The sequence below is a fragment of the Corticimicrobacter populi genome, from assembly GCF_003123725.1.
Lineage (GTDB): Bacteria > Pseudomonadota > Gammaproteobacteria > Burkholderiales > Burkholderiaceae_B > Corticimicrobacter > Corticimicrobacter populi.
The window spans coordinates 1-1,165 of record NZ_QETA01000016.1 but is presented as its reverse complement, the minus strand read 5'-3'; the positions used below and the strand labels follow the sequence as shown (position 1 = coordinate 1,165).

Sequence of the window (1,165 nt, the reverse complement as noted above, 5' to 3'; positions counted from 1 at the left end):
ATCAGGCGATGATCTTGGCGACGACGCCGGCACCGACGGTACGGCCGCCTTCACGGATGGCGAAGCGCAGACCTTCTTCCATGGCGATGGGGGCCAGCAGCTTGACCGTCATCGAGACGTTGTCGCCCGGCAGAACCATTTCCTTGTCGGCCGGCAGGTCGATCGTGCCCGTCACGTCCGTCGTGCGGAAGTAGAACTGGGGACGATAGCCATTGAAGAACGGCGTGTGACGGCCACCCTCTTCCTTGGACAGAATGTACACCTCGGCGGTGAACTCGGTGTGCGGCTTGATCGAACCGGGCTTGGCCAGAACCTGACCACGCTCGACGTCTTCACGCTTGGTGCCGCGCAGCAGAATACCGACGTTGTCGCCTGCCTGACCCTGGTCCAGCAGCTTGCGGAACATTTCCACGCCCGTGCAAGTCGTCTTGACCGTGTCCTTGATACCGACGATTTCGATTTCTTCACCGACCTTGACGATACCGCGCTCCACGCGACCCGTCACCACCGTACCGCGACCCGAGATCGAGAACACGTCTTCGACCGGCATCAGGAACGTACCGTCCACAGCGCGCTCAGGCGTCGGGATGTAGCTGTCCAGCGCTTCGGCCAGGCTCAGAATCGCCGGCTCGCCCAGTTCGCTCTGGTCGCCTTCGAGCGCCAGCTTGGCCGAACCCTTGATGATCGGGGTATCGTCGCCCGGGAAGTCGTACTTCGAGAGCAGTTCGCGAACTTCCATCTCCACCAGTTCCAGCAGTTCAGCGTCGTCCACCATGTCGGCCTTGTTCAGGAACACGATGATGTACGGCACGCCAACCTGGCGGCTCAGCAGAATGTGCTCGCGCGTTTGCGGCATCGGACCGTCAGCCGAGGACACCACCAGGATCGCGCCGTCCATCTGCGCTGCACCCGTGATCATGTTCTTGACATAGTCAGCGTGGCCCGGGCAGTCAACGTGCGCGTAGTGACGATTTTCGGTTTCGTATTCCACGTGCGAGGTGTTGATCGTGATACCGCGTGCCTTCTCTTCCGGCGCATTGTCGATCTGGTCGTAGCCCTTGGCGTCACCGCCGAACTTCTTGGCCAGCACCGTTGCAATCGCTGCCGTCAGCGTCGTCTTGCCGTGGTCAACGTGACCGATCGTGCCCACGTTCACGTGCGGCTT

Annotated in this window: 1 protein-coding gene; it reads right to left on the bottom strand. The window is 61.5% G+C overall.

Translation table 11 applies throughout. The features are described from left to right. Position 1: 1 nt before the first annotated feature. On the bottom strand, positions 2-1,165 hold a 1,164-nt coding region (gene tuf, locus DD235_RS16660; RefSeq protein WP_109063246.1), incomplete at its 5' end, for an elongation factor Tu.